Source organism: Blastochloris sulfoviridis (genome assembly GCF_008630065.1).
Lineage (GTDB): Bacteria > Pseudomonadota > Alphaproteobacteria > Rhizobiales > Xanthobacteraceae > Blastochloris > Blastochloris sulfoviridis.
In genome coordinates this window covers 107,457-113,456 of record NZ_VWPL01000011.1, presented here as the reverse complement: position 1 = coordinate 113,456, position 6,000 = coordinate 107,457, and the positions used below count along the sequence as shown (strand labels likewise).

At 70.3% G+C, this 6,000-nt stretch carries 5 protein-coding genes; 3 read left to right on the top strand and 2 right to left on the bottom strand.

The window, feature by feature from the left end:
* Positions 1-385 precede the first annotated feature (385 nt).
* On the bottom strand, positions 386-2,260 hold the full coding sequence (locus tag F1193_RS08475; protein ID WP_150097244.1) for a methylmalonyl-CoA mutase subunit beta: 1,875 nt from the start codon (positions 2,258-2,260) through the stop codon (positions 386-388).
* A 476-nt stretch (positions 2,261-2,736) separates the two neighbouring features.
* Between F1193_RS08475 and F1193_RS08470 the strand changes: the two genes are divergently transcribed.
* Both F1193_RS08470 and ybaK read left to right on the top strand, forming a co-directional pair.
* Positions 2,737-3,093 (top strand): hypothetical protein, encoded by a 357-nt coding sequence (locus F1193_RS08470; protein WP_246164215.1) that lies wholly within the window; start codon positions 2,737-2,739, stop codon positions 3,091-3,093.
* Positions 3,094-3,458: 365 nt separating this feature from the next.
* Positions 3,459-3,941 carry a Cys-tRNA(Pro) deacylase gene (gene ybaK, locus F1193_RS08465; RefSeq protein WP_150097243.1) on the top strand — a complete coding sequence of 161 codons (483 nt, stop codon included), beginning with the start codon at positions 3,459-3,461 and terminating at the stop codon, positions 3,939-3,941.
* Between the two features lie 160 nt (positions 3,942-4,101).
* Here the strand turns inward: ybaK and F1193_RS08460 are convergent, their stop codons facing one another.
* Positions 4,102-4,554: a GatB/YqeY domain-containing protein gene (locus F1193_RS08460; protein WP_246164214.1), complete on the bottom strand. Its 453-nt coding sequence runs from the start codon at positions 4,552-4,554 to the stop codon at positions 4,102-4,104.
* 233 nt (positions 4,555-4,787) lie between these two features.
* Between F1193_RS08460 and carA the strand changes: the two genes are divergently transcribed.
* Positions 4,788-5,990, top strand: a complete 1,203-nt coding sequence (carA, locus tag F1193_RS08455; RefSeq protein WP_150097241.1) for a glutamine-hydrolyzing carbamoyl-phosphate synthase small subunit — start codon at positions 4,788-4,790, stop codon at positions 5,988-5,990.
* Positions 5,991-6,000 lie beyond the last annotated feature (10 nt).

Sequence of the window (6,000 nt, the reverse complement as noted above, 5' to 3'; positions counted from 1 at the left end):
TTGATGTCGCGAGGATCGTGAACTTGGCGGAAAATCGAGATGAGAGCCTGCATGGGAGCCTCCCCGAATCGAGAAGCCTCATGAATGAATCCTTCTCTACCTCCCGCGCAATGCCCTTATACTCATCTGCGATTCCCCTGCCCCCGACCCCTCCCCACCATTCACTGCGTTCATGGGGGGAGGGGAGAAGAGGCGCCCCCTTTTCTCCCCTCCCCCCGCGAGCTTCGCGAGCGGTGGGGAGGGGTCGGGGGTGGGGGGCGCGAAACCCAAAACCCGAAATTGGCCGGAAGCCGTCTCGGCTTGCCACCGGAAACCCGGCACGCCGACAACGAAAACGCCTCGCGCCAGGAGCCGTTGGCGTGGGGTTGGCCCGGACTCTTACGGTTCAGACGCCGATGACCCGGTGCGCCTCGGCCAGCACGGCCAGCAAGTCGGCGCCCATGAAGACGAAGCCGCCGACGCCGGCCTCCGTCACCGGGCCTTCCAGCTCCGGCGCCGGCTTGCCGGCGAGCCACAGGTGCGTCGCGCCGGCCGCCTTCAGCGCCGCGGCGGCCGCCACCGCCTCCTCGGCATAGAGCGCATCCGACGAGCAGATGCAGGCCACGGCGGCGCCGCTGGCCTTGAAGGCCGCAGCCAGCGCCGCAAGATCGGTGCTGGCGCCGTCGGCCGCGAAGCCGTCGTTCGAGACGGTCTCGATGCCGCCGGCCTCGAAGAAGTTCTTGGCGAAGGTGGCGCGGGCGGTGAAGGCGGCGATCGGGCCGAGATTGGCCAGGAACAGCGCCGGCCGCCTGCCGGTCTTGTCCAGGTAGCGGTCGGCGGCATCGCGCAGCGCCTCGAACGGCTCGGCGATCCGGCCGGGCTGGAGCGGGGCGAAGGCAACCGCGAGCGACGGCGCCGGCAGCGCCACCGGGGCGGTGTCCAGCACCGCCACCTCGGCCTCGGCGATCAGCGGGAATTCGGAGACGCCGGTGATCGGCTCCTTGCGGCGGGCCACCGCCTTGCGATGCTCGGCCCGCGTGGCGGCGACCTTCGCCTGCACCAGGCCGGCCTGCAGCGCCGCGGCGAGCCCGCCCTCCGCCTCGATCTCCTGGAACAGCGCCCAGGCGCGCGCCGAGAGTTCGTCGGTCAGCGTCTCGATGCCGCCGGTGCCGGCCGCCGGGTCGGCGACCTTGCCGAGGTGGGATTCCTCGATCAGCACGATCTGGGTGTTGCGGGCCATGCGGCGGGCGAAGGCGTCGGGCAGGCCGAGGGCTGCGGTGAACGGCAGCACGGTGAGGCCGTCGGCGCCGCCGACGCCGGCGGCGAAGGAGGCCACCGTGTTGCGCAGCAAATTCACCCACGGGTCGCGCCGGCTCGACATGCGCCAGGCGGACTCGCCGACGATGCGCAGCGGCGCGGGCTCAAGCCCGCAGGCCGCCTCCAGCCGCGCCCACAGCCGGCGCAGCGCCCGGAGCTTGGCGATGGTGAGGAACTGGTCGGCGTCGGCGGACAGCCGCGCATAGACGAAGCGGCGGGCGTCCTCCAGCGGAATGCCGCCGGCCTCCAGCGCCCGCAGATAGGCCACCCCGGCGGCGAGCACGAAGGCCAGCTCCTGCACCTCCGAGCCGCCGGCATCGTGCACCGGGCGGCCATCGGCGACCGCGAACGGCCCGCGGAAGCCGGCCTGGGCCAGCGCCGCGATCTCGGCGGCGAAATCCGGCGCCAGCGCCGGCCAGGGGGTGGCAAGCCCACCGCGCACCGCGGCAGCCCCCAGCGGGTCGATGCCGAACGACACGTCGAGTGCGGACGCATCGACCCCGAGCCCGGCCACCAGCGCGGCGAAGATCCCCGGCGCCGCCTTGGCCTCGGGGCCGAGGTCGAAATCGATGGCGATGGCGTCGAGCACCACGTCGGCGAGCACGGCCGCGATCGCGTCGGCCGACGCCGGCAGGCCGAAGCCGCGGGCGCCGATGGCGCCGTTGAACACCAGCGTCAGGCCGGTGGCGCCGCCTTCGAGATCCTCCAGCGCCTGGGCGTTGGCGCGGGCCGGATCGGGGATGTCGAGGCGGGCCATCACCCGCCAGGGCGCACCGGCGGCGCGGCCGGCCAGCGGAGCGCGGTCGGCGCGGCGCGGATAGATCGGCTCGATGCGAATGCCGTCGGCGGTGGCGGACACCAGCTTCTTGTCGAACGGCGCCCCCTTCAGCACGTTTTCGACCACTTTCAGCCAGTCGTCGCGGGTGGCGGCGGGAAAGTCGGACGCGAGCGAAAGGTCGGTCATCGGGCGAGGCTCCCCAGAGCGGTCATCTGCAAAAGTGGTCGGCACGATTGGTCGGCACGTGTGGATCGCGATACGGGATCGCGGTTTTGCGGAAGAAACTGCGTCCGATCAAGAACTCATGCGAATTTCGGCGTCGCGAGCCGGCATCGCCCCCTGTCGAGGCGCAAACGTTGCCCGCTCGCGCGACCGGTTTGCGACCGAACCCGCCCCCCACCACAGGCGTTCGTCACGCCCCGGAATCCGGTTGCACCTGAACCGAGACGCGCCCCGGCGGACGGATTTGCCGAAATCTACGCAGGATTTGCCGCGAGCGCCATCGCGACGCGCGCACACACGCCGCCCTTTCCGGCCGGCCGCCGTCGGCAGTTTCGTGCGCATCCGAATTTCGTGCGCACCCCTTGAACCTCCCCGGCGGACGCCGCGACCAAAGGAGGACGGCGCCGCACGGCCCCACACGCCAGCCCGAGGAGACCACCATGACCCGCTCCGCCACCATCCGCCTCGCCAAGACCTCGATCACCAAGACCTCGATCACCAAGACCTCGATCGCCAAGACCTCGATCGCCACCGCACTCGCCGCCGTCCTCTTCGGCGCCGCCGCGCTCGGCACCGCCGGCCCGGCCCAGGCGTGGCATCCGCACCCCCATCACCACCACCATGGCGGCCACTGGCATCGCGGCCATGGCGGCGCGATCGCCGGCGGCGTCGCAGCCGGCCTGCTGCTCGGCGGCATCGCCGCGGCCGCGGCGTCCAATTCCTACCGCGAGTGCTACCTGCAGGACCGCTTCGACCGCTACGGCAACTATGTCCGCACCGTGCGGGTGTGCCGCTGATGCGACTTCCGGCTGATCAAGCCTTCGAGCCGCGTTCCGGTCGCCGAAACGCCCGTTATCGAACACGGGATTTTCGGCGAGACCGTCTCCGGCAGCCCGAGGGGATCACCCGGCAACCCTATGACGCGGCGTCCCCCCATGCCTGAGTTCGTCTTCGGCGCGCCCGAAGCGAGCGGCCGCCCTGCATCCGCCCCAATCCCCTGGCGGTGCAGGGCGGTTCGGCGTTTGATGCGGCTTCCGGCTGATCAAGCCGGAAAACCGTATTCCGATCGCCGAAAAGCCCGGCATCGAACAAGGGGTTTTCGGCGAGACCGTTTCCGGTATCCCGGAGGGATCGACCGGAAACCGCATGAGGTGATCCGTCCATGGCCAAGGGCACGCCGGCGACGCTGGCGCTGGAGCGCGCGAACGAGCCGTTCGCGCTGCACGAATACGACTACGACCCCGATGCCGACCGCATCGGCCTGCAGGCGGCCGAGGCGCTCGGCATCGACCCGGCGCGCCTGTTGAAGACGCTGATGGTCGAGGCCGGCGGCAAGCCGGCCGTGGCGATCATCGCCTCCGACCGTACGGTGAGCCTCAAGAAGCTCGCCGCCGCGGCCAAGGTGAAGGAGGCGGCGATGATGGCGCCGGCGGCGGCCGAGCGCATCACCGGCTATCATGTCGGCGGCATCTCGCCGCTCGGCCAGAAGAAGCGGGTGCCGGCCTTCCTCGACGCGGCGGCAATGGCGCACGCCACCGTGCTGGTCAATGGCGGCCGGCGCGGCCTGCAGATCGAGCTTGCGCCCGCCCGCCTCGCGGCGCTGACCGGGGCGCAGGTGGTGGATCTGGAGCATGCGCCGGGCTGATGGGCCGGTGGCCGGCCGGATCGGCCGGAAGGCGCATCGTGCGGTTTCCGGTCGATCCCTTCGGGATACCGGAAACGGTCTCGCCGAAAAATCCTTGATCGGACGAGGATTTTTCGGCGAACGGCATGCGGCTTCCCGACCTGATCGGCCGGAAGGCGCGTCACCCCAGCGCGGCTTTGACCCAGCTGGAGGCCTTGCCGAAATCCATGCGGCCGCCGAAGCGCTCCTTCAGCACCGCCATCACCTTGCCCATGTCCTTCATGCCGGCGGCGCCGGTCTCGGCCACCACCGCGGCGATGGCCGCCTTCGCCTCGTCCTCGCCGAGCTGCTGGGGCAGGAAGGCGGCGATGATGTCGATCTCCTCGCGCTCCTGCGCGGCGAGCTCGGGCCGCCCCGCATCGGCGTAGATCGTCGCCGATTCCTGGCGCTGCTTGATCATCTTGGCCAGCAACGCGAAGATCTCGTCGTCCGCCAGCGGACCCTTGCCGTTGCCGCGGGCGTCGATATCCCGGTCCTTGAGCGCGGCGGTGATCAGCCGCAGCGTCGACATCCTGCGCTTGTCCTGGGCCTTGACGGCGGCGGTCAGCGCCTCGGTGAGGGTGGTGCGGAACACGGAACAGACCTTTCGCAAGATGGCGACGCGTTTCGCGAGATGGCAACGCGTTCGCCGAAACGACGGCGGCATCGCTTTATCTAATTGATAAAACGTGGAAATTTCGATCTGGGTGGCGGTTGACGTGCGGACCTTTGTCACTTAGGTTCGCAGATCAAGATCCGACAACGACCCGCGCCCGGGCGTCGCGTTTGCGGCGTGCGCCCGCGCGCGGCCACATATGTAGGCGAGCGATGGGCAGCGAACAAGACAATTGGCAGGGCCACGTCTGGCAAGACCCGAAGTCCACCGCGCTGCTGGTGCTGGCCGACGGGCTGGTGCTCGAAGGGTTCGGGCTCGGCGCCACCGGCCAGGCCGCCGGCGAGGTGTGCTTCAACACCGCGATGACCGGCTACCAGGAAATCCTGACCGACCCGTCCTATGCCGGGCAGATCATCACCTTCACCTTCCCGCACATCGGCAATGTCGGCACCAACGACGACGACATCGAGACCGTCAACATGGCGGCGGTGCTGGGGGCCTGCGGCGTGGTGCTGCGCGCGCCGATCACCGGCGCCTCGAACTGGCGGGCCGCCAAGCATTTCGACGCCTGGCTGAAGGCGCGCGGCATCATCGGCATTTCCGGGCTCGACACCCGGGCGCTGACGGCGCGCATCCGCGAGGCCGGCATGCCCAATGCGGTGATCGCGCATGCGCCGGACGGCCGCTTCGACGTCGAGGCGCTGACGCGCGCGGCGGCGGCGCTGCCCTCGATGGACGGGCTCGACCTCGTGCCGAAGGTCGCCTCGACCCAGCGCTACGGCTGGGACGAGACGGTGTGGGCGTGGCCCGGCGGCTATGGCCGGCAGCAGGCGACGAACCGCCACGTCGTCGCCATCGACTACGGCATCAAGCGCAACATCCTGCGCCTCATCGCCACCACCGGCGCCAAGGTCACGGTGGTGCCGCCGACCACCCCGGCCGAGGACATCCTGGCCTTGAGCCCGGACGGCGTGTTCCTCTCCAACGGCCCCGGCGATCCGGCGGCGACCGGGCGCTACGCCGTGCCGGTGATCCGCACCTTGCTGGAGGCGAAGGTGCCGACCTTCGGCATCTGCCTCGGCCACCAGATGCTGGGCCTCGCGGTCGGCGCCCGGACGCGCAAGATGCGCCAGGGCCATCACGGCGCCAATCACCCGGTCAAGGATCTCACCACCGGCAAGGTCGAGATCACCTCGATGAACCACGGCTTCGCGGTGGACCGCGACACGCTGCCGGGCAATGCGGTGGAGACCCACGTGTCGCTGTTCGACGGCTCGAATTGCGGCATCGCGCTGACCGACCGGCCGGCCTTCTCGGTGCAGTACCACCCCGAAGCCTCGCCCGGCCCGCAGGACAGCCACTATCTGTTCGCCCGCTTCGCCGAGATGATGGCGAGCCGCAAGGCCGTGGTCTGAGGCGGTTTGC